This is a genomic window from Psychrobacter sp. bablab_jr014 (assembly GCF_016464015.1).
Taxonomy (GTDB): Bacteria; Pseudomonadota; Gammaproteobacteria; order Pseudomonadales; family Moraxellaceae; genus Psychrobacter.
Genome location: NZ_JACDXT010000014.1, coordinates 17,471 through 39,221, shown reverse-complemented (window position 1 = coordinate 39,221; position 21,751 = coordinate 17,471). Strand labels below are relative to the sequence as shown.

General features: G+C 47.1%; 19 protein-coding genes and 1 rRNA gene. 13 read left to right on the top strand and 7 right to left on the bottom strand.

The genetic code is table 11. From position 1 onward, the window contains the following. The first annotated feature begins 13 nt into the window (after positions 1-13). The 3 genes from rrf to JIE71_RS04115 all read left to right on the top strand — a co-directional run bounded on the left by rrf (position 14) and on the right by JIE71_RS04115 (position 2,073). Positions 14-127: ribosomal RNA gene (gene rrf, locus JIE71_RS04125) — 5S ribosomal RNA — on the top strand. A gap of 229 nt (positions 128-356) precedes the next feature. Further along, positions 357-1,403, top strand: a complete 1,047-nt coding sequence (locus tag JIE71_RS04120) for a 5'-nucleotidase (RefSeq protein ID WP_199507470.1) — start codon at positions 357-359, stop codon at positions 1,401-1,403. Positions 1,404-1,470: 67 nt separating this feature from the next. Beyond that, complete coding sequence (locus JIE71_RS04115; RefSeq protein WP_199507469.1) at positions 1,471-2,073, top strand: rhomboid family intramembrane serine protease; 603 nt, start codon at positions 1,471-1,473, stop codon at positions 2,071-2,073. A 19-nt stretch (positions 2,074-2,092) separates the two neighbouring features. Here the strand turns inward: JIE71_RS04115 and JIE71_RS04110 are convergent, their stop codons facing one another. From JIE71_RS04110 to JIE71_RS04100, 3 genes are all read right to left on the bottom strand, one after another. Beyond that, positions 2,093-2,647 carry a hypothetical protein gene (locus JIE71_RS04110; RefSeq protein WP_199507468.1) on the bottom strand — a complete coding sequence of 185 codons (555 nt, stop codon included), beginning with the start codon at positions 2,645-2,647 and terminating at the stop codon, positions 2,093-2,095. Between the two features lie 131 nt (positions 2,648-2,778). Further along, positions 2,779-4,647, bottom strand: a complete 1,869-nt coding sequence (locus tag JIE71_RS04105) for a sodium:solute symporter family protein (RefSeq protein ID WP_199507467.1) — start codon at positions 4,645-4,647, stop codon at positions 2,779-2,781. Between the two features lie 4 nt (positions 4,648-4,651). After that, positions 4,652-4,912 (bottom strand): DUF4212 domain-containing protein, encoded by a 261-nt coding sequence (locus JIE71_RS04100; RefSeq protein WP_199507466.1) that lies wholly within the window; start codon positions 4,910-4,912, stop codon positions 4,652-4,654. 676 nt (positions 4,913-5,588) lie between these two features. Between JIE71_RS04100 and JIE71_RS04095 the strand changes: the two genes are divergently transcribed. Further along, positions 5,589-7,085, top strand: coding sequence for an alanine/glycine:cation symporter family protein (locus tag JIE71_RS04095; RefSeq protein ID WP_199507465.1), 1,497 nt, complete (start codon positions 5,589-5,591; stop codon positions 7,083-7,085). A gap of 207 nt (positions 7,086-7,292) precedes the next feature. After that, on the top strand, positions 7,293-7,628 hold the full coding sequence (locus JIE71_RS04090; RefSeq protein WP_199507464.1) for a GlpM family protein: 336 nt from the start codon (positions 7,293-7,295) through the stop codon (positions 7,626-7,628). Between the two features lie 109 nt (positions 7,629-7,737). On the opposite strand, the gene JIE71_RS04085 is transcribed toward JIE71_RS04090, so the two are convergent. Next, entirely contained in the window at positions 7,738-9,375 is a 1,638-nt protein-coding gene (locus JIE71_RS04085; protein WP_228284540.1) for an electron transfer flavoprotein-ubiquinone oxidoreductase, read from the bottom strand. Between the two features lie 551 nt (positions 9,376-9,926). Here JIE71_RS04085 and JIE71_RS04080 point away from each other — a divergent pair. The 4 genes from JIE71_RS04080 to JIE71_RS04065 all read left to right on the top strand — a co-directional run bounded on the left by JIE71_RS04080 (position 9,927) and on the right by JIE71_RS04065 (position 13,365). Continuing rightward, positions 9,927-10,562: a DUF1285 domain-containing protein gene (locus JIE71_RS04080; protein ID WP_199507463.1), complete on the top strand. Its 636-nt coding sequence runs from the start codon at positions 9,927-9,929 to the stop codon at positions 10,560-10,562. A gap of 245 nt (positions 10,563-10,807) precedes the next feature. Further along, positions 10,808-11,635 carry a glutamate racemase gene (gene murI, locus JIE71_RS04075; protein WP_228284539.1) on the top strand — a complete coding sequence of 276 codons (828 nt, stop codon included), beginning with the start codon at positions 10,808-10,810 and terminating at the stop codon, positions 11,633-11,635. Positions 11,636-11,814: 179 nt separating this feature from the next. Further along, positions 11,815-12,834: a DUF4062 domain-containing protein gene (locus JIE71_RS04070; RefSeq protein ID WP_199507461.1), complete on the top strand. Its 1,020-nt coding sequence runs from the start codon at positions 11,815-11,817 to the stop codon at positions 12,832-12,834. 231 nt (positions 12,835-13,065) lie between these two features. Beyond that, positions 13,066-13,365, top strand: a complete 300-nt coding sequence (locus tag JIE71_RS04065) for a hypothetical protein (RefSeq protein WP_199507460.1) — start codon at positions 13,066-13,068, stop codon at positions 13,363-13,365. Between the two features lie 122 nt (positions 13,366-13,487). Here JIE71_RS04065 and JIE71_RS04060 read toward each other — a convergent pair whose 3' ends face one another. Both JIE71_RS04060 and msrA read right to left on the bottom strand, forming a co-directional pair. Continuing rightward, positions 13,488-15,023 (bottom strand): lytic murein transglycosylase, encoded by a 1,536-nt coding sequence (locus JIE71_RS04060; protein WP_199507459.1) that lies wholly within the window; start codon positions 15,021-15,023, stop codon positions 13,488-13,490. 457 nt (positions 15,024-15,480) lie between these two features. Beyond that, positions 15,481-16,002, bottom strand: coding sequence for a peptide-methionine (S)-S-oxide reductase MsrA (gene msrA, locus JIE71_RS04055; RefSeq protein ID WP_199507458.1), 522 nt, complete (start codon positions 16,000-16,002; stop codon positions 15,481-15,483). Between the two features lie 355 nt (positions 16,003-16,357). Between msrA and cmoA the strand changes: the two genes are divergently transcribed. Next, positions 16,358-17,146, top strand: coding sequence for a carboxy-S-adenosyl-L-methionine synthase CmoA (cmoA, locus tag JIE71_RS04050; RefSeq protein ID WP_199507457.1), 789 nt, complete (start codon positions 16,358-16,360; stop codon positions 17,144-17,146). 48 nt (positions 17,147-17,194) lie between these two features. Further along, complete coding sequence (cmoB, locus tag JIE71_RS04045) at positions 17,195-18,232, top strand: tRNA 5-methoxyuridine(34)/uridine 5-oxyacetic acid(34) synthase CmoB (RefSeq protein ID WP_199507456.1); 1,038 nt, start codon at positions 17,195-17,197, stop codon at positions 18,230-18,232. A gap of 54 nt (positions 18,233-18,286) precedes the next feature. On the opposite strand, the gene JIE71_RS04040 is transcribed toward cmoB, so the two are convergent. Then, positions 18,287-18,505, bottom strand: a complete 219-nt coding sequence (locus JIE71_RS04040; protein WP_199507455.1) for a DUF2788 domain-containing protein — start codon at positions 18,503-18,505, stop codon at positions 18,287-18,289. Between the two features lie 385 nt (positions 18,506-18,890). On the opposite strand from JIE71_RS04040, the gene argS reads away from it, so the two are divergent. Beyond that, positions 18,891-20,723, top strand: coding sequence for an arginine--tRNA ligase (argS, locus tag JIE71_RS04035; RefSeq protein WP_199507454.1), 1,833 nt, complete (start codon positions 18,891-18,893; stop codon positions 20,721-20,723). A 114-nt stretch (positions 20,724-20,837) separates the two neighbouring features. After that, positions 20,838-21,653, top strand: coding sequence for an SPOR domain-containing protein (locus JIE71_RS04030; protein WP_199507453.1), 816 nt, complete (start codon positions 20,838-20,840; stop codon positions 21,651-21,653). Positions 21,654-21,751: the final 98 nt, after the last annotated feature.

Below are 21,751 nucleotides of genomic sequence, written 5' to 3'. Positions count from 1 at the left end.
TCTAACCCCCTTTGCTGACGACAATAGCACGATGGAACCACCTGATCCCTTCCCGAACTCAGAAGTGAAACATCGTAGCGCCAATGGTAGTGTGGTTCGCCCATGTGAGAGTAGGTCATCGTCAGCTCCTTTTTCCTAAAAGCCCCCGACACTTATGTGTTGGGGGTTTTTTTTATGCTGCATTTTTTAGCTATTTATCTTATTTGTCTTCTCTTTTTTTAATTGTTCTTTAGCTTATGTATTCTTATTTTAGATATTTGCCATAGTTTTGATTGCCAGATACGCAGTGTTACTGGTTGCGGATAGGCTTGTCGGTTTATGATGGCTATTATTTGATTATAAAAAGTAGAGTAGGTATGGCTGTTGATTTTTCTAATACTTTAATTGTCGCTATCTCAGCGACGGCTTTGTTTGATTTGTCCGAATCTGAAAACTATCTGCTACAGCTGCTTCAGGATACTCCTGATACAGCGATTAAAACTTTTCGCGAATATATGGCGGCGCGTGAAGATGAGTCATTGCAGACAGGCGCAGGTTATCCGCTGATTAAGGCGTTACTGCATCTAAATACGTATGTTCAAAACGATTATGAGACCGAAGCACCACTTGTTGAAGTGGTCATTGTCTCAAAGAGCAGCCCTGATACAGGGATTCAGGTCTTAAACGCGATACGCGAGCATGGTCTTAATATCTCTCGCTCTGCGTTTATTTCAGGCAGCTCAGTTGCGCCTTATATTGCTGATTTCAATGTTGATTTGTTCTTGACGACCAACCGTGAAGATGCTCAGCAGGTGACCGATGCGGATATCTGCGCTTGCGCTATCTTGGATGCGACACCTGTGAACACCTATACGCTTGATACACATCAGCTGCGTATTGCTTTTGATGGCGATGCGGTGCTCTTCGACGACTCAGGTGAGCTGTTGTATAAACAGCAAGGGTTACGCGCCTTTCATGAACGAGAAGCAAAAATGCGCGATTTACCCATTGAAAAAGGACCGTATGCCGAGCTTTTGATTAAGTTGTCGCATTTACAACAAAGTCTGCCTGCACGTATGCAGCACAGCCCGATTAGCATTGCTCTAGTAACTGCGCGTAATGCCCCAGCGGATTTGCGCGCGATTAAGACGCTGCGTGAGTGGGGTGTGAATGTTGATATGGCGTTCTTTTTAGGCGGTTTGGATAAGACAGCGGTACTCAAAACATTCGCGCCGCATATTTTCTTTGATGATTCGATTAAGCACATTGATGCTGCCCGCGATTTTGTGCCTTCGGCACTGGTGCCGTATCATTCTACTTCGCAGCTCAATCAGAAAAATCCCATCTCTATGACTGATGCTTCAATATCAATGATAGGGTCGCCAATTATTGCGCATAACACTGACGATGTATCGCAAGGTTAAACGTCGCCGTGCATAACCATTAAATAAATCGCTATTGCTTATATCGTGTTTTATCAGAGGAACGCATATGCAGCTACAATCCATTACTGCGCTAGCTATGAGCCGATTACAACAAGTGATTGGGTTATATGCGTTTGTATTGATTCCGATGTGGGTGATGTTTGTCCTAAACAAAGTGCTGCTGTTTGGCTTATGGCATGTGTTTGGTATTGCACCGCGTGTACTGGATTTACGTAGTATCGTAGGTATTTTTGCATCCTGGACGATGCATGGTAACTTTGCGCATCTGATGGGTAATACGCTGGTTTTATTACAAATTTTATTTTTGTTTGGCTTGTTTGAAAACAATGCGTATCGCACGGTGGTTAAGCTGATTGTCGCTTCAGGCATCATGACATGGCTGATTGGTTCACCGATGTCGATTCATATTGGTGCGTCTGGACTGTGCTTTGCGATGCTGGGTTTTATGATTGGCGGCGCACTGTTCGCCAGACGCTGGGGCTACTTATTGGCGTGTATCATTATGGGTACAGGCTATTGGCTAACCATTAAACAAGGGTTAATGCCGCAGCCTGGTATTTCTTTTGCCGCGCATTTTGGTGGGCTGCTTGCAGGCATCATACTTGGCGCGAGCTCTAAACACGATTACCAACCGCTACGCCGTTATTGATAAACAGTGGCGACAGCTGTTAGGCAGTACCTGCCGTATTACGAGTACAGACATTGAGATATAGCGGGTCATCGGTGGTCAGCTGATACCAACGCGCCGTCTGATTGACGTGCTCATTCAATGTGGTATCAGGAGTGATGGCCGCCATATAATCGGCACGCGCTGGCGCATGGCAGTCGATGACTTGTGGAATCTGCTGAATGCTCATGCGGCGTTCAAACAGATACAGGTTTACCAAATGTACATCAGGTGTGGTCTCGTTTGCTTCTGTATGACGGCTATCAACTGCCATAAAGCGTACGGTCTGCGGCTTAATATACGACCATGGACGGAACCATGTGCTGTCCTCAACCGTTTTAATCACGGTTACGCCTTGTGGTAGCTGCGCGGCTTGCTGGTCGTACCAGCTGTATTCTTGATGGATTTGAAAAGCAAAAATACCCACAGCTGCAAATAAGGGAATTAACCATTTGGGCGCACGTAAACCTGCCAATTTACTCAAATGCGTGATAATAAGGGCAAGTCCCGCAAGACCAAAACCTGCCGCAATCGTGGCAATAAATTCATAAATCATAATAACCATTCCTTGTCTCGTCGGTTGTTATAACCGCATCGTCCATGATGAGTAAACAATAGAGAGAAAAAATCACTCACAAGTGGCTGTGACTCATGAGTGATATCCATAACCAATCTTGCTAATACGACTTAATGATCAATCGCGCCGCCTGCACCACGAGGGTAGCGCACACTTTCAACCAAATCTTGAATCTCTGTTGGTGGGGCTTTCGTCATAGCAGAAACTGCAAACGCCACAATGAAGTTCAAGAGTGCCCCAATCGCACCAAAAGATAAGGGTGAGATGCCAAACATCCAGTGCTCAGCAGTGTCTGGTAGGTTTGCAGTACCCGCAATAAAGAACCAGCCTTTATACATAAAGATATAGACGAGTGTGGTCAACAGACCTGTTAGCATACCTGCAATCGCACCAACGTTATTCACGCGTTTTGAGAAAATACCCATCATCAATGCTGGGAACAGTGACGCCCCTGCGATACCAAATGCCAGCGCTACAACCTGTGCGGCAAATCCAGGTGGATTCATACCTAGATAGGTTGCGATAACAATCGCCACACCCATTGAGATACGCGCCGCCATCAGCTCGCCTTTGTCAGAAATATTTGGATTAAAATGACCTTTAATCAAATCATGACTGATGGCAGATGAAATGGCAAGCAGCAGACCCGCAGCTGTCGATAGGGCAGCAGCCAAGCCGCCTGCCGCAATCAGACCAATGACCCATGGTGGTAGCTGTGCAATCTCAGGGTTAGCCAGTACTAAGATGTCGTTGTTGACATCCAGCTCGTTACCCGCCCAGCCTGCATCGGCAAAACGGCCATCATTTTCCAAGTCGTGTGCGGCGCGAGCTGTTTCAACTGCTGTCGTCGCTGCGCCAACGTCACCACCTTCTGTCTCAGCATTGGTCAAAGCCAGCTCTGCTGCGCCTAAGCCGCTGTCATTATACATCTGAATGCGGCCATCGCCATTTAAGTCGTTATACTTAATCAGACCTGTTTGCTCCCACGTCTTAATCCAGTCAGGACGCTGAGAATATTCAATCGCAGGTTCAGAGACGCCTTGAGGATAAATGGTGTCAATCAAGTTTAGACGCGCCATTGCACCAACAGCAGGGGCAGTGAAGTACAGCAAGGCAATAAATACCAAGGCCCAACCTGCTGACCAGCGTGCATCGGCAACTTTTGGGACGGTGAAAAAGCGAATGATAACGTGCGGTAGACCTGCCGTACCGACCATCAATGAGAGGGTAAACAGCACCATGTTGAGCTTGTTAGGTACATCGGCAGTATAAGAAGCAAAGCCCAAATCGGTAACGACCTGATCAAGCTTGGTCAATAGCGGTAAGCCTGATTCGGTATGGGTTGAGAACAAGCCCAAACCTGGAATCGGATTGCCTGTTAGCTCAAGAGAAATGAACACGGCAGGAATGGTATAAGCGACAATCAGTACCACATACTGCGCCACCTGTGTATAAGTAATCCCTTTCATACCGCCAAGAACGGCGTAGAAAAATACCACAAATGCGGCAATAATCAGACCAGTATTGCTCTCCACTTCCAAAAAGCGCGAGAAGGCAACCCCAGCCCCTGTCATCTGACCAATAACATACGTGGTCGACGCGATAATCAAGCACGCCACCGCGACCATCGCCGCCGTCTTAGAATAAAAACGATCGCCGATAAAATCAGGTACGGTGAATTTACCAAATTTGCGTAAGTAAGGGGCAAGCAGCATGGCAAGTAAGACGTAGCCGCCTGTCCAGCCCATTAAATAAGAGGACGCGCCGTAGCCGCCCGCAGCCAACAAACCTGCCATCGAGATGAATGACGCGGCACTCATCCAGTCCGCGCCCGTTGCCATCCCGTTTAATACAGGATGAACGCCGCCGCCTGCGACATAAAAATCACTGGTAGAGCCTGCACGCGCCCAAATGGCAATACCAAAATACAGCGCAAAAGACAAGCCTACAAAAATAAGATTAATTACAAACTGACTCATGGTATCACTCCTCGTCTACGCCATATTGCTTATCGAGCTTATTCATACGCCATGCGTAAAAGAAGGTAAGAATAATGAACGATGCAATAGAGCCTTGTTGAGCAAACCAAAAGCCAAGATCAGTACCGCCGATGGCAATACCTGAGAGTAGAGGACGTAAAAGAATCGCACAGCCATATGAGCAGAGTGCCCAAAAGACCAAGCAAATAAGGATAAGACGCACATTGGCGCGCCAATAGCCTGATGGATCGTTTTCATTTTGCATACGACAAACTCCTTTTGTCTTATGAAAAAGCAGAGTGACTGACAAGTACACATGGGTGCACAATATTTAACCAAGGGTCACGTACTACTAAACACATTCCATGTGTACTAAGGTAACGCTCGAAAGTATAAAAGTATTCGCTTAAGTCAAGAAAGTACGATTATACGCTGTCTTATCTATATCCATATCATTTATGTTGAGTCATAAAGCATCTCATTTATGTCATTGAGACACGCATTTATCTAAATAAAGAAAAGCAGATAAGACGTTATTATCATTATTATGTATACAGACAATGTTTTACTTATTGTAGTTGTATTCTTTGATATTCGGTATTTTTATAAAAAATGATATACAAAAGTGGTTAATGATTTTGATGGTCCCTGTCTACCATGACACATAATGACCATTAAAAACAGTCTCGATAAGGTGGTTTTGCAAAAAAAAATAGTGAATAAGCAAAAAGTCCAAGAGCCAAATGCGCCATGTTCGGTTAGAATATCGCCAGCGCAGCGCGAGTTGCGACAGGTCTAGGTAGGTTGATATGCATATGAGTGTCAAGCACCCTTTTATGCCTATCGACCCTGTGAGACAGCATCGTTATGATGCAGTGTGTGATTGCATGGAGGCACAATACACGCGTTGCCAAACATCAAATATCACATAAGGTAAATATATGGGTCAAGAACTATCACAGTGGTTTAACGAGTTGGTAAATTTTGGGGTTGGTGTTATTTGGGGAAATAATGATTGGATTATTGCCAGCAACCCTTGGTACGGTCTATTGATGTTTACCTTAATTGGCACAGGACTTTACTTCACCGTGGCGACTCGTTTTATTCAGTTTCGTCATTTTGGGCACATGTGGAAACTTCTGCGCGTCTCCAATCAGGGTCGTAAAGATGGCGGTATCAGCTCTTTTGAGGCACTGATGACCTCTCTTGCTGCACGTGTCGGTACAGGCAACTTGGCAGGCGTGGCTATTGCCATCTATTTGGGCGGGCCAGGCGCGGTATTTTGGATGTGGATTACCGCCATTGTCGGTATGTCAACGAGCTTTATTGAATCAACACTGGCGCAGGCCTACAAAGTACCGCACACAGATAATGTCTATCGTGGCGGCCCTGCGTATTATATTGAAAAAGGTCTGGGCAGCCGTGCGCTGGCGATTTTCTTTTCAATTTGTTTGCTAATCGCCTTTGGCTTGGCTTTTAATGGTGTGCAGTCAAACACCATCGCCCAAGCGACGCACGAAGCGTTTGGTGTGCCAACATGGGCAACGGGCTTGGCCTTGGTTGTATTGGTGGCACCCGTGGTGTTCGGTGGTCTGCGCTCGGTGGCGCGTATTGCGGGTAAAATTGTCCCTGTGATGGCTATTTTATATGTCTTGCTGGCGCTGTTTATTATCGTTACCAACTTTAGCCAATTTCCAGCAGCCGTCGCTCATATCGTAAAATCGGCCTTTGGCTTTGAGCAAGCGGCAGGTGGCGTACTGGGTTACGGTATTGCTCAAGCAATGATCAATGGTATCAAACGTGGCTTGTTTTCCAACGAAGCGGGTATGGGCTCTGCACCAAACGCCGCCGCCACCGCAAAAAGCCATCCTGATCATCCTGCGGTACAGGGCTTTATGCAGATGCTCGGCGTATTTATTGATACGTTGGTCATTTGTACCGCAACGGCGTCCATTATTATTCTATCAGGTGTGGTTGATCCTGCGTCAGAGCAGACAGGTATTCAGCTTACGCAACAAGCATTGTCACAATATGTGGGCAGTTTGGGCATTACCTTTGTAGCGATTGCGATTTTCTTTTTCTCATTCACCTCAATCATTGCCAACTACAGCTATGGTGAGTCTAACCTTGAATTTATCTCAGGTGAGAAAAACGCCAAAGTCATGATTATGGTGTTCCGCTTTTTGGTACTCGCTATGGTCTTTGTCGGTTCTGTCGCAAGCTTACCTGCGATTTGGAACTTTGCGGACTTGTCGATGGGTCTCATGGCGCTGGTCAACTTGATTGCCATTATTATTCTGTCGCCTGTGGCACTACGCATATTGCGCGATTATGAGCGCCAGCTTAAAGAAGGGAAGGCGGCAGACAAAATCAAATTTGATCCCAATCAATTTAAAAAGCTTAAAGACGAAGCCAACCGCGATGCGTGGACGGACTAACATATTAGCGTGTGTCTTTAGGGTGCTTGATGACTAAGGGGCTTGATGCTTTCTTTTTTAAGATTAAGGTATGTTGCCAATTAGCTCCTTTAGCTGTTTGAAGCACCGCTGCCCAAAAGATGACACATTCTAAAATAAGTTTTCTATATTCTTTTGACAAAGAATAACGATGAGTAAGTTTTTAAGAGGATAAGGGATTTATCTATCATGATTTGGTTAAAAATGCTCATAGGTGCACTGGTGGTATTGGTTATTCAACTGTTTACCCAAACGCGCTTTTTTTATTTAGCTGCACTAGCACCTTTGTTTCCAACCTTTACGTTGATTAGCCATTTTTTGATTGGTACACAGCGCAGCGTTGCTAACTTTAAAATCGCTTTAGTGTTTAGTATGTTGGGTGTCATACCTCATCTTATATATACGGTTTTGGTTTTTTTTACATTCAGCCATATGGGATTGTATAAGTCACTACTGTTAGGTATGGTGGGCTGGTTGGTGGCTGCCGCTATTTTAGTTTTGGTGTGGCAGCAGTATCAGCCCTAAACGTACGGATTCATATAGATCATTTATCTTTAGCAGTCATTTAAAGACAATTAATAAAAAATCGCGCTATTTGTAGCGCGATTTTTTTGTACTTATTATAAAAACAGCTTTACATATTGGGGTAGTTTGGACCGCCGCCGCCTTCTGGCGTCACCCATGTGATATTTTGTGAGGGATCTTTGATATCACAAGTTTTGCAATGCACGCAGTTTTGGGCATTGATAACAAACTTAGCGCCTTCAGCATTATTGACCACTTCGTAAACGCCAGCAGGGCAGTACAAACGCGCAGGCTCAGCATATAGCGGCAAGTTGATAGACACAGGTACGGTTGCATCCGTCAATTTAAGATGCACAGGCTGGTCTTCGGCGTGGTTGGTGTTTGAGATAAACACCGAAGACAGCTTATCAAAGGTCAGTTTACCGTCGGCTTTTGGATAGCTTGGCTGATAGGCGTGTGCTGCGCGCTCTAGCTGGTCGTAATCACGTAGGGTATCATGAATGGTCAGCGGCATCTTGCCGCCTAATAGGTTGTGCTCAACGAAGTTGAACGCGCCGCCCATCCATTTGCCCATACGGTGCATGGCAGGGGCAAAGTTACGTGCTGCATAGTTGTCTTCATAGAGCCATGATTTTTTGTACATGGTGGCGTAATTAATCACATCATCATGCTCACGGCCTTCTGCTAGCGCTTCAAATACTGCTTCGGCAGCCAGCATGCCTGATTTGATAGAGGTGTGCGTGCCTTTGATTTTGGCAGGGTTTAAGAAGCCTGCATTGTCACCGACCAACACCCCACCTGGGAACGACAGCTTGGGCAAAGAGTTCAGGCCGCCTTTCACCAAGGCACGCGCGCCATAAGAAATGCGCTTGCCGCCTTCTAATACGCTACGAATGACAGGGTGTAGTTTTAAGCGTTGTAGCTCGTCAAAGGGTGACATATAGGGGTTTGAGTACGACAAGTCGATGACGATACCAAAGCTGACTTGGTTGTTTTCATCAAAATACAACCACCAGCCGCCTGAGGTGCCCGTGTCGCTGAGCGGCCAACCTGAGCCGTGCATCACCACGCCTTGTTCGTGTTGGTTGTCAGGCACTTCCCACAGCTCTTTTAGGCCGATGGCATAATGCTGCGGGTCGCGACCTTGATCAAGGCTAAAGCGGCTGATTAGGCGCTTACCCAAATGTCCACGGCAGCCTTCAGCAAAGATGGTGTATTTGGCAAGCAGCTCATAACCTGGCTCAAAGCTTGGCTTTTCACTGCCGTCTGCTGCCACGCCCATATCGCCCGTTAAAATGCCTTTTACCGAACCGTCATCGTTATACAAAATGTCAGAGGCAGGGAAGCCTGGGAACATCATGACCTCTAGCTCTTCGGCTTGCTGCGCCAGCCAACGCACCACATTACCAAGCGATACGATATAGTTGCCGTCATTGTGCAGTGTGCTTGGCACAATAGCATCTGGCAGCTGCATCGCTTTGGTCGCGGATTTGAGCATATACACGCGGTCTTCGGTCACAGGGACGTTGAGCGGTGCGCCTTTTTCTTTCCAGTCAGGAATCAGCTCGTCTAGGGCGCGGGTCTCAATCACCGCACCTGATAAGGTGTGCGCCCCAAATTCAGAGCCTTTTTCGACCACACAGACCATAAATTCTTCGTTGCCCGCTTCGATGGCCAACTGACGCAAGCGAATGGCGGCAGATAGACCAGCAGGGCCACCACCGACAATCACCACATCAAACTCCATAGACTCGCGCTCGATTTCAGGCTCGGCAACGGCAGGCTGTATTTCAGTGGGCGCGTCTGTGTGAGCGGTGTCTGAATCTGTGGCATACATTGGCTTGTCTTGCTCTTGCATAGCTACTCCTAAACGGTTAATGGCTTCTGTGCGCTGACCATGCCCTTTGATAACATCCAGTGTCAATAGGGTATTTACTAGTACTGTCTATAGTGTACAAATGATACGGTGCAAAGCATATGTGCGTGCCATGATGCCTATAGACATGCACGCAGCTTCATATTAGCGGCTTTTGATTGATAAAACGAACCACAATCGGTGACTCAAAAGACAGTATTACTATGGTCGTTGGTATTGTGTGCTTACTTATTATAAAAGAAACCTGCTACAAACACGATACGCATTACGCCATCATGGTGTTAAGGTGGTTTACATCCAACAAGTCACGCGCGATACGCTTTATCATAACCCAAACTAAAATCAATAGTCATCCCAAATGCCTGTAAAGTCACGTTATCTGCGCCAAAGACAACATACCTACAACGATAAGGAAAATCGCCATGACGGCATCAACTCCAAAAGCAAACCAACAAGCCCCTGACTTGGACGCACTTAGTGCTTATCTAACCCCAAGTAATGCAGAGAACAGCCGCCGTATACCGCCTCTTGATCAATGGCATCCTAAGTCGGTTGCCACTATGGATATGTGCATCAGAGCCAATGGCGAATGGTGGCATGAAGGACGAAAAATCCAGCGTCCGGCCTTAGTCAGTTTGTTTGCAACCATCTTAGGTACAGAAACGAATGAATCTGGTGAGTCAGTCTATTATCTAAAAACACCTGTACAAAAGCTGTATATTTCCGTTGAAGATGCGCCTTTGCTCATCAATGATGTGGGCGTCGTGATAGAAGATGGGATACAGTGGCTAGAATTTACCAGCAGTACAGAAGACGTATTTCGGTTAGATGACGCGCACCCTTTGACGTTGCGCGCGCGTGATGATGGCGAGGTGCGTCCTTATATCCGTGTGCGCTCAGCCCTTGATGCCCTAATTGCGCGCTCGGTGTTTTATCATCTGATTGCGCTTGGCGACCTGATTGAACGCGACGGGCAAACGGTTTTATTGTTAGACAGTGGGGGTGCGCGTTACGAGATAAGCATGCCCAATGAGGCGCTAAATACTCCAGTATCTTGATTATTGGCCATTTTTTAAAAGAAGAGATACTGAATCGTACTACCGCCCCGCTAAAAACCCTGTTAAAAAAGTGCTAAGATAGTCACTTTTTGATAGTCACTTTTTAAAACACAGCGCTGATAGCAACTGGCGTACGTACCTATATGAACAAACGAGTGTGATGGATGGCATTACCGAACCTTGAGCGTAACGATACTGGCTTAGATAGTGTATGTGCAGATATTGTACCTACACCGCGGCTCAGTATGCACTCTCCGATAGGGCTGTTTGACTCAGGCGTTGGTGGATTGTCGGTTTATCAGCATTTGGCAAATGCTTTGCCATACGAGCGCTATATGTATTATGCGGATACCTTACACGTGCCTTACGGCAACCGTGACAGCAGTGAGATTGAGGCTTTGACGCTACGTGCCGTTGATTGGCTGTACCAACATGGCTGTAAGCTGATAGTGATGGCGTGTAACAGTGCCTCAGCTTATGCGCTCACTGCGGCGCGGATGCGCTATCCTGATGTGCCCATTGTTGGTCTTGTGCCAGCGCTCAAGCCTGCTGTGCTGGCGAGTCAGACCAAACGTATGGCGGTACTAGCGACTAAAGCAACCCTGAATGGTAGCTTACTTAACACCGTTATTAACGATGTGGCCGTACCGAGTGGTGCTGAAGTGGTTAAATATTTTGACCCAGATTTGGTACCGTGGGTTGAGGCGGGTATGCCTGAAGATGACCCGACGGCTGTACGTCTGCGCAATCAGCTTAGTATCTTTGCCAGAGACGGTATCGATTATTTAGTATTAGGGTGCACGCATTACCCCTTTTTTAGTGCGTTTTTACAAGAAGAAATTGCCGCTCAGCGTTTAAACATTCGTGTTTTAGATTCAGGTCAAGCCATTGCAGCTCGTGTACAGCATTTGTTAAGTATGCGTGGATTGCTGGCGGTTTCAGCAGGTTCGGTCTTGTCTAAACCCCCATTACAGTTCTATGCCAGTAAATGCGATACAAGGGTGTTACAAGTGGTCAAACGCTTGCTGGGCGATGATGTTTTGGTACACACTATAAGTCAGTTGAAGGCATAATTTAGCGTGTCATTACGGTATATTTGTGTTTTAATACCACACTTTTAATAGGGTTATTTTGCGTAAATTTTAGGTGAAAGCCATCGGGCAACTTGCTACTATGCAAGCCTATTGTGTCGACTATAAAATATCTGTGCTCTATTTGAACGTTTTTATTATTCGCTGAGGTCTGTGTGTCTATGCATCGCTATCATATCCACGTTATATGTGCGGCTAATGATCAACTGCACCTGCTAGAAGAGATTGCTATATTTTTTCAAACACGTGCATTCTTGACTTACGATGTGTCCAGTCAAATTCCGACCGCGACGCTCTACAGCCGCCAATGTATTGATACGTGCGATTATACCTTAGTTATCATTGGTGACAGCTATGGTATGACACACAAAATTGGCGTCAGTCAAATGCACTTGAGCTATCTAAGTGCAAAGGCAAAAATGAAGCCTATGATGGTACTGGTTAAAACGCAAAGTAGTGATTTGGACATCAGCCGTCAGTTACAAGATTTTATGCGCTTGGTCGAGCAGCAAGCCAATCGTGTCTACTATTATGATGGCGCGACAGACATGAATGAACTGCTCAGCTACGCCTATGACAACATGGTCGAAAAACACCCTGCACTTGGTTGGCGACAGGGCGCTGAACCCACAACTGCCGAAACAGACACATCAAATCATCCGTCTCAAGACGCTCGCTATAACAGCATCGTCAGTAATACATACAATAAAGACCGACGCATTGATGCCTCTGTCGATAGCCTTACTGACAGTTTGGGTTTAAATGACACCTTTATTGTCGAATATACCGCGCAAGCTTACGAAGGCGGCAACCTATCTGATGTCCATATGAAGGTAGATTTTACATGGCGTGAGATTCTAGTCGCACTGGTACACATTCCCTCAGCCTTTTCTAAATATGGCCTACAAAACTGTATCAACAATTTGATTGCGCCAAAGGCTGACATCGATATCAAAAAAGTCATGCCGAATGTTCATGCGGTTGCTCGTTGTCAAATCACTCAAGAAGACCTGCTTAAATTGCAGCATTGCTTGATTAAGGCCAACTGGATTGAACTGACAGCGCCTTTAAACAGTCGTATTAGTAAAGAGCTGTGGAAAGTCACTTATTACGCTAAGCAGCAATACAAGGATATCAAAGCCCAAGAAGCGCATAGCGCACTGACCTTACGCTCACGTTAATCTTTTGCTATAGCACATCTGCTGTTCTCTGACCAATGTGCTGCTACGTTTTGTAATATAAAACCTACGCGCACGCCCTTGTGCATTTTTTTAAAACATCAAATAATAAAATGGTATTCATATCTAATATTATAAAAATAATGCATAGCAATAGCGTCTGTCGCGCGCCCTTGGCGGTAATAATAGGCTTATCTATTGCCCAAAATACAGCGTAAGATTAAGGAGATAATAATGAGCAATCCAAAACATGATGACCTCAACAAAGAAATTGATGAGCTATCAAAAGCCATGCATGATGCCGACCAGTTTCATACCCTAGAAGAACAAGTGGCGGACATGAAGCGCCGTGGGATCGACCCAAGCAAAGCCTATCGCGACTGGGACGAAGAGAAAGCCAAAGAGGATTGGGGCGATAAAACATGGCTAGAAAACGGCAAATGGGAACCAAAAACCGCCCAAGACCTTGATGAAAAAGCGCGTGAAGATTGGACAGGTGATACAGGCAAACCAAACCCACCACCATTTGTATAATGCCTTATCGCTATTTTTTATATCAAAGTAGCCATAAGAATGAAGTAACAAAAAAGGTCATACATCGCGTATGACCTTTTTTTATGTTCAGTTTCTAAGGATATAGGTAATAATAACGCGGTTTATTGCTCACCATCATCAATACGTACCAAGCGAATTACCCCGTCTGCGTCCATCGTGCGGCGATAGCGCGGCTGGCTGGTTGGCTGATTGCTATAGCTGTTTTGGCTATAAGTATTTTGGTTACTGCTATTTTGATTACTGCTCCTTTGGCTATAGCCGTTCTGACTGTAGCTATTTTGACTGTAGCTTGGCGTTATGGTCGTTTGCGTGTTTTGCTGCTGAATCAACTGCCCCATGCTGTCGTTGCCACTGCGCGCTGGCGTATTGTAGCCGCTGCTATTGGTGTTGCGACTTGGCGCGTCACCCACGATTAAGCGATAAAACTTTTGCCCTGCGCGTCCATCAGCAGGGAAGACGCCGCGACTGGTCTGATACTGCTGGATGGCGGTACGCGTGTTGTCACCGATGATGCCATCGACGCCGCCGATATCGTAGCCTGCATCAAGCAGTGCTTGCTGAATGTCTTTGGCTTGCTGACGGCTGATACCAGGGTCATCGGTCGGCCAAGCAGTGATAAAATCGGTCTTGCTGCTGTCTTCTTTTTCAACCAAGCTCGATAAATGGGCAATCGCCAACGCATAGCTCTCTGAGGCGTTATAAGAGTAGAAGGTATCGAAGTTTTTGCCGACCAAGAAGGCAGGACCTTCTTTTCCTGCGGGCAATAATAACCCTGCACTGCTCAAGTCATACGGCAGTGGGCGACCATCGGCAAGCGTTAAGCCTTGCTGACGCCAGTAGTCCATCGACTTTTTGTTTTTACGGTTTGAGGTTGCCCAGTAGCCATCTGGCAGGCGCACTTCATAGCCCCATGGCTCGCCTGTGCGATAGCCACGTTTTGATAAGAAATTGGCGGTCGAGGCGAGCGCGTCAGGCACACTGTTCACCAAGTCGCGGCGACCATCGCCATCAAAGTCGACTGCCAACTCTAAAAAGGTACTCGGCATAAACTGCGTTTGCCCAAATGCACCCGCCCATGAGCCTGTCATATCGCTTGGGTTGATATCGCCGTTTTGCACGATTTTTAATGCATTGGCATACTCACCGCGAAAGTAGCTTTGGCGGCGGTCAAAACAAGACAAGGTCGCGAGTGACTCGAACAACGGCTTTTTACCGAGTGTCTGTCCAAAGTTTGACTCCACGCCCCATACGCCAAGAACGTGCTCACTTTTTACGCCATAGCGCGATTCGATACGGCGCAGCGTGTCCGCCCATTGGTGCTTGGCACGGATACCGTCTTCGACGCGCTCTTTATCCACGAGTGAAGACAGATAGTCCCAAATGTCTTTACGAAATTCGGGCTGATAGTTGAGTGATTGAATCACGCTGGGGTCAGGCGCGCTTGGGCGATAGCGCTCAAAGGTGCTGTTTGACACGCCGTTAAATTGACTGCTGTTTTTAAGTCCGTTTAAACACTGTTGAAACTCGCTATTGGATAAGTCGGGCGCAGGCGGACTGGCCGCATACGCACTGCTCATGGTTAATAAACCAATCGCTGTACCCAGCGCAGAAAAAGAAAATAAAGAAGGTGAACGCATAACCATGTCCTATAATCGCTCAATAAGCAGCATCAGTGCTGACCATTATGATAAGTAACAAAAGAGTAGCGAAAACCAACAAACATTTAAAGTATAACCATCTTGCCGTTACCATATTAAAACGTGGTGCGAGATGGCAGACAGATAACGATCTTTATGATAAGCGGCTTAACGGTTTTTTAAAAAAAATAGTAGGCTTGGTATAGTCAAGTCAATCTACAAATAGTACAGCGAGATTAAAGGCTATTTTTCGCAGCCTCTGGAGACGAAGTCACAGCAAGCAAGGAAAATAGCCTTTAATCGAGTGTGTTTTTAACGCTATATCATTTTTATTTTGGCTTAACTATAACGTAAAGCGAATTCAAAGTATAAAAAAACCCTGCTGCTGTGACTACTAAACACAACGGCAGGGCAAATTGAAGGTCAATACTTTTTCGCAATTTGCATCAATAATGGCTTAACTCACCATATATTTGCTAAATTCCTTACGCAGCTTGGCAAGCTTGGGCGGAATCGCAAAGTTGCAGTAGGCTTGGCCTGGGTTTTTGTTAAAGAAGTCTTGATGATAATCTTCTGCCAAATGAAAGGTTTCAGCAGGGTGCACTTCAGTCACCACATCAACGCCCATATCGCGTAGCTTGTTAATGGTACGGTCAACCGTTGGCTTTTGCGCTTCGTCGGTATAGAACACCACACTGCGGTATTGGCTACCGACATCATTGCCTTGACGGTCTTTGGTCGTGGGGTCGTGCGTGGCAAAGAAAATATCAAGAATCACTTCTAACGGCACAACTGATTCATCAAAATCCACTTTAATGACTTCAATGTGACCTGTGTCACCACCGCAAACCGCTTGATAGTTGGCCGTCGCCGCATCGCCGCCCATATAGCCAGAAGTCACGCCGTTGACACCTTTTACCGATAAAAATACCGATTCGGTGCACCAAAAGCAGCCACCGCCTAAAATAATACTTTGCATAATCTGTCCTATGTTGTTGTGTATATTGTCTTTCGCGTTCGTCTTATGGATCGTGCCGACTTTAACGTCATTTTTATTATATTGGGACGCTGCATTGGTAAATCAAAGCAGACAATAAAGATTAGATAGTGATATTTAGCTTATCAGGGCTTGGAGAGGGGCGAAGTAACAAATGGTAATGTTATACTAGGCTTTTGCTACCTGCCACGCTGACAGTTTGCGCTTACTTTTAAACAAAAGCGCCAAGGTCACTTGTGGGTTGGCATACTTTTTTAAAGGTCGTGGTGACTGTCACCATCAGTAGCGATTTATGCTGCGCGCCTGTCCGATATTGTCCGATAATACGAGCTTTTTTATGAATCCATTAGCGCTTGAGCAAGCTGCCCCGCAGACCGAGCACGATACCTTATTTACCACGCCACTTGATAAGGCGGCGCGCTTTTCGTTTGATGAGCAGGTGGTGGCGTGCTTTCCTGATATGATTCGCCGCAGCGTGCCAGGCTATGGGCAAGTGCTGGCGATGCTGCCGATTTTTGCCAAGCGCCATTGTGGTTATCAGCAGCAGACAGCGGACGGTCGCCGCGTCAGCCGAGTGTATGACTTGGGCTGCTCGCTTGGGGCAGCAAGTATGGCGCTAGCAGGCGAGTTTGCGCCGACAGATTTGCAAATCAAAGCGGTCGATGTGTCGCCTGCGATGACCGAGGAAGCCAAGACGCTGCTTGAGACCCATTACCCTGAACATGATATTGAGGTGATGACGGCGGACATTCGCACGTTGCAACTTGAGCCGTGCGATATGGTGATTTTAAATTTAACCTTGCAGTTTTTGCCCGCCGATGACCGCCGCGCCTTATTGGACAAGATTCATGCCGCACTTGGTGAGGGCGGTATCTTGGTATTGACCGAAAAGACGCACGATTTTGATGAGCAGCAAGACGCGTGGCTGGTTGAGCGCTATTATGACTTTAAGCGCGCCAATGGCTATAGTGAGCTTGAGATTAGCGGTAAACGCAATGCGCTTGAAAACGTACTGATTACCGACACGCTAGAGGCGCATCATGAGCGCTTGGCGGCGGTGGGCTTTGCCCGTCATACCACATGGTTTCGCTTTTTAAACTTTGTGTCCATTGTGGCGTTTAAATAACGCTTGTCTTTGTTAAAGCTATTTTTTTCAATACGGTAACTTGCTTTTATGCTTAACAACACCATTACGCACGCAGAACGCGAATTATATGTAACGCTATTAGAGCTGGCTCAGCAGTATCCAAGTGCTTATGAATGGCTGACGCGCCTGCCTACATGGTTAAATGCGATCAAAGACAAAGCCAACTACGCGCACGCGCCTGCCTATCAAGCGGCGGTAGCACGTCTGCCAAACCTAACGGTCAATCGTGTCGATCTGAGTAGCGATACATTAACGGTTGATGCAAGTCTTAATCCGTCTCAGCATAAACAAACGACAGCGTTATTAAAACAACTCATGCCATGGCGCAAAGGGCCGTTTCAGGTTGGGGATAATGAGTCAGGCATTACTATCGATACCGAGTGGCGCAGCGATTGGAAGTGGCAACGGGTCGCGCCGCATTTGAGCAGGCTAGATGGTCGCCGTGTATTAGACGTGGGCGGCGGTTCGGGTTATCACGGCTGGCGCATGGCTGGGGCTGGGGCAGATACGGTGATTATCATTGACCCGTCTTGTTTGTTTTATCATCAGTTTATGGCGATACGTCATTTTGTCGGCGCGGCAGATGCGCATGAGACAGGTCGCTACCGCACACATTATATTCCTGTGCCGCTTGAAGCTTTGCCTGAGCACAGTCAGTTGTTTGATACCGTGTTTAGCATGGGCGTGCTGTATCACCGCGCTTCGCCGTTTGAGCATTTGCAGCAGCTCAAAGGGCAACTGGTCAAAGGTGGCGAGCTGGTACTCGAAACTTTGGTGGTCGAAGGCGATGCCAATACGGTATTGGTGCCCCATGATCGCTATGCGCAGATGAACAATGTGTATTTTTTGCCATCAGTCGCCGCATTGACAGGCTGGCTAGAAAAAGTCGGTTTTTCAGATGTGCGCTGCGTGGACGTTGCGGTCACCTCCACTGAGGAGCAAAGACAGACCGAGTGGATGACTTACCATTCGTTGACAGACTTCTTAGATCCCAATGATCCGACCAAAACCGTTGAGGGCTATCCTGCGCCCATGCGGGCAACCTTAATTGCAAAACGCGCTTAAGTTATAAAAAAGTGCGAAATATTGAATATAAACAACAGAGCATTGGGGAGTTTTTTACAACACCCAATGTTCAAATACCACTTCAAGCAGCAGTTTTAATAAAAAGCCGACCGAGCCTGCGCCCAAGGCTAAGAAAATCCAAAACGTGCCTGCGCGTCCTGCTTCAGACTGCTTAGAGATATCCCACATAATAAAAAACAAAAAGGTAATAAAAATGGGCAATAAAATGTAAAGCCCCCAATCGGTAATGGTGCTGGCTGCAATCGCAAACATAGCGTCATCCTATTGATAAAATATAAAGGCGCCCCGAAGTAAACGTCGTATCGCTCGGCGGTGGGCGCGCAAGTAGGGCGTATTATACGTCAGATACGCCGCGCTATAAACGGTCAATGGTAAGGTGGCACAGGAATACGACAATCTGTGCTTTATAACCTATCAATATCGCCCAAAGCTACCAAACACTCAGTAGCGCGCCACTAAAAATCCATAATAAATACACAACACGCGCAGCTATTTTTTGGTGAAATGATGCAATTGCGGGTAAAGGTTGTTATATTTATAGGTTATTTATTTTTTGATTTTGCTTGACGGCGATACGTCCTATTCGTGATTTATCAGCTGTTGGCTGTTTTTATTCTTAAATTTGAGTGCATCATCTATGTCACAAGCGCAAATCGATACCTTAGCCGCACTGTTTGATACCGCTGCCGAGACGCTAAAAGCCGACGGCACCTTGCCAAGCGATTGGCAAAACAACAGTCAAATCACCCGCACCAAAGACGCCAGTCACGGTGACTTTGCCAGCAACATCGCCTTAGTGGCAGCAAAAGTGGCAAAGACCAACCCGCGCGCCCTAGCCGAGCGTATCGTAAGCGCCCTGCCTGACAATAAAGACGTGCGCCAAGTAGACATCGCAGGGCCTGGCTTTATCAATGTTTTTTTAAACGCCGATGCTAAATTTGCTGTCTTAAGCGATATTTTTGCGCAGCAAGACCGCTTTGGCTTAAGTGATGAATTTAATGGACAAAAGGTGCAGGTCGAGTTTGTTTCTGCAAACCCAACCTCCAGCCTACACGTGGGACACGGTCGCGGCGCGGCATTTGGTATGAGTGTAGCAAACTTGCTCGAAGCGGTTGGCTACGATGTGACGCGTGAATATTACGTCAATGACGCAGGTCGTCAGATGGATATTTTGGCGACCAGTACTTATTTGCGCTATGTAGAATTAAACGGCGAGAGCGTCACTTTCCCAACCAACGGCTACCAAGGCGACTACGTACGCCATATCGCTGAGAGCGTGAAAGCACAGCACGGCACAGATTATGTGCATCCGTTTGCCAGTATCGCAGCGGACGTGCCTGAAGATGCGACCTTTGAAGTGAATGAGGCGGGCGAAAAAGTCCTCATTTCAGGCGATAAAGAAGCGCACATTGATGGCTTGATTGCCAATAGTAAAGCACTATTGGGCGGCGAAGGCTACGCGCTGTTTTTAAACGCGGCATTGACCAGCATCTTGGCAGACATTAAAGATGACCTAAATGACTTCGGCGTCAGCTACGAGCGCTGGTTTAGCGAAAAGTCTATCGAAGCTGAGATTGAGCCTGCCTTGCAAGTGCTCGAAGACAAAGGTTATCTGTACGAAAAAGACGGTAACATTTGGTTTAAATCGACCGATTTTGGCGATGAAAAGGACCGCGTAGTGCGCCGTGCTAATGGTCAAAGCACGTATTTTGCTTCAGACATCGCTTATCACAAAAACAAGTTTGACCGTGGCTTTGATAAAGTGGTCAACGTCTGGGGCGCTGACCATCACGGTTACGTGCCGCGAGTAAAGGCAGCGCTGACTGCGCTGGGCATTGATGCTGAGCGCTTGGACGTGGTATTGGTGCAGTTCGTTGCGCTATGGCGGGGTAGTGAAAAAGTGCAGATGTCCTCGCGTTCGGGTCAGTTCGTCACCCTACGTGATCTGCGTGCAGAAGTCGGCAATGATGCGGCGCGTTTTTATTATGTGGCGCGCAAACCTGAAGTGCATATTGACTTTGATTTGGAACTGGCCAAATCACAAAGTAAAGACAACTTGGTGTACTACATTCAGTATGCCAATGCGCGTGCATGCCGCGTACTAGAAAAACTGGCAAGCCTCGGTCTGTCGGTCGATGACGCGGCGGGTGCTGAGCACGAGCAGCTGCTCGACGCGCCAAGCGAAGACGAGCTATTAAAGCTATTGGCTGCCTATCCAGCGACCTTGCGCCGTGCAGCCACAGGCTATGAGCCTCACGTCTTGACCAACTATCTCAAAGAGCTTGCCGCCTTGTTCCACGGCTGGTACGACAGCAACCGCATCCTGCCTGTCAGCGTCACTTCAGGGGACGCGCCAAGTGCGGACGAAATGGCACTGATGCAAGCGCGTCTGCGTCTGTCAAAAGCGGTGCAGCAAGTCTTAAGCAATGGCTTAGGATTGCTCGGCTTGTCTGCGCCAAGCAGCATGTAAGAAAATCACGCGCTGTCGGGTCTGCTTTTAATGAGGCAGACCCAGACACACGACGATTGGACAGCAGGTGCTGTCTTACGGATAACGACCTCTATTGGTAAGGAGAAAAAGTCCATGTTAGCCAAAAAACCTAAAGGCGCGACCACCAAGCGCGAGCGTAGCAGTGTCGCAGGCTTATTATGGATGTTTGTGGGTGCGGTATTGACGCTAATGATTGGCGTGTTTTTGTACCTATCGCCGCTGTTTGACTTTAACAAATCACCAGACAATGCCGAAAACGCGGACAGACAAGTACAGCCGCGTGTCAATACCGACACGGACAACGAAGACTACGAGTTTTACGACATTTTGCCCAATCAAGAAATGGTCGCCATTCCTGATGAGCAGTTTGGTGATGGCAATCAAGGACAAGTCGGCAGCAATGGCTTTGAGCCTGATGTGGTCGTGACCGAGCCGCCTGTAGACAGTGGCAACTTTGGGGTATCGGAAACCACCACTATTGAGCCAAGTGCGGGCAATAGCGCCGCCAACAGCAGCGATGACGGGCAGATCACTGTGGTCGAAGAAGACGCCACCTATGATGCGCCAAGTACGCCCAGCAACAGCACTACCAGTAATAACAATGCTAATAATAGCAGTGCTAATAGCAGTAACAACAGTGCAGGGCGCGCCAGCGTACAAAACGCAGGCGGCACGACCTATATCTTGCAAATCAACAGCTTTAGTAATGCCGATGAAGCCGACCGCCGCCGCGCCCAAGTGTTAATGGCGGGCGTTGATGCCAAAGTGGTTAAAAACACCACCGCAAACGGTGAGCCGATTTATCAAGTCATCTCGCGTACCATGAACAGCCGCCAAGCGGTCAGTCGTGCCCAGCAAAACCTACAAAACAACGGCATCGATTCCATCATCGTTGAGCAGCGCCGCTGATGTTAATGGGGGGTGAGGTTAAAAAAAGCTATCGCGTGTCAATCTGCTCAATGATGGTACGTTGTGGCAGAATATAAGCCGATAGATAAAATAAAAAA